Source organism: Bartonella sp. ML69XJBT (assembly GCF_028618515.1).
Classification (GTDB): Bacteria; Pseudomonadota; Alphaproteobacteria; order Rhizobiales; family Rhizobiaceae; genus Bartonella.
Genome location: NZ_JAQITB010000129.1, coordinates 1 through 1,103, shown reverse-complemented (window position 1 = coordinate 1,103; position 1,103 = coordinate 1). Strand labels below are relative to the sequence as shown.

The 1,103-nt window shown below is 33.9% G+C and carries 1 protein-coding gene; it reads left to right on the top strand.

Annotation, left to right across the window (positions count from 1 at the left end; all coding sequences use genetic code 11):
- The coding region (locus PVV68_RS10510; RefSeq protein ID WP_275065400.1) for a hypothetical protein at nucleotides 1–988 on the top strand (988 nt) is incomplete at its 5' end.
- Between the last annotated feature and the right edge of the window lie 115 nt (nucleotides 989–1,103).

Sequence of the window (1,103 nt, the reverse complement as noted above, 5' to 3'; positions counted from 1 at the left end):
CGTTTATAATAATGCTCTTATTTCTGATAATGCTACTGTTTTTAATTATGCTAGTGTTTTCGATAATGCAACGGTTTGTGATAATGCAAAGGTATTTGATTTTGCTAGTGTTTATGACAATGCAAAAATTGCTGATAATGCCTTGGTTTGTGGGTATGCTTATGTTTACAAACATGCTCGTGTTTTTAATAACGCCGTTGTATGTGATAAGGCTGTTATAAGAGACAATGCAAAAGTCTATGGGAATGCTTTTATTAATTGGTATACACGTGTTGAAAACAATGAAACGATTAATTTTGCATCTCAAATTTCTGATGTCGCTTGTGTTTCTTTACCTATAACAAAAAAATACGAATTTACGAATGAAACTAAGATTATTGAAGGGGTTACTTTACACCGCATTAAAGCCATTAGAGATTTTGCTGATGTAAAGGCGGGGGATTTAGGTGGTTTTATCGAAAATGAAAGTAATCTCTCTCATGATGGCAATTGCTGGGTATATGATAATGCTACCGTTTTTTGGGATGCTGTCGTTTCTGAGAATGCAAAAATACATGATAATGCTTGTATTAATAGAAATGCTAAAGTTTATGGCAATGCCGTTGTTAATGATGATGCATGGGTTTTCGGTGCAAATGCTCATGTTTATGGCAATGCAAAAATTAATGACAATGCTATCGTTCGTGGTCAAGTTTATGGCAATGCCTTTGTTTGTAATAAAGCTAATATCATTTTTGATGCAAAAATCTATGACAATGTGAAAATTGCTGATAATGCCTATGTAAAGGGCTTTGTTTATGGCAATGCAAAAATATTAGGCTCTGCTCGTATTGATTGGGCTGCTCATGTTTACGATAATGCCGTCGTTTCTGACAATGTATATGTTTCTGACTCAGTAAAAATCTTTGGCAATGCTATAGTTGATGGCAATCAAAAAATTTATGATAATATTGGTAATAATAACAAAACCATAAATGACGCTGCTTAAATAAAGCACGGGCGGTGCGGGGGCGCCTGCTTTCTAACCAAATTCTTTCATTCAAAAATTAAATCTTCTTATAAAGGAATTGTGCTATGCAAAAAAAGTTTGCACTCACAAATGA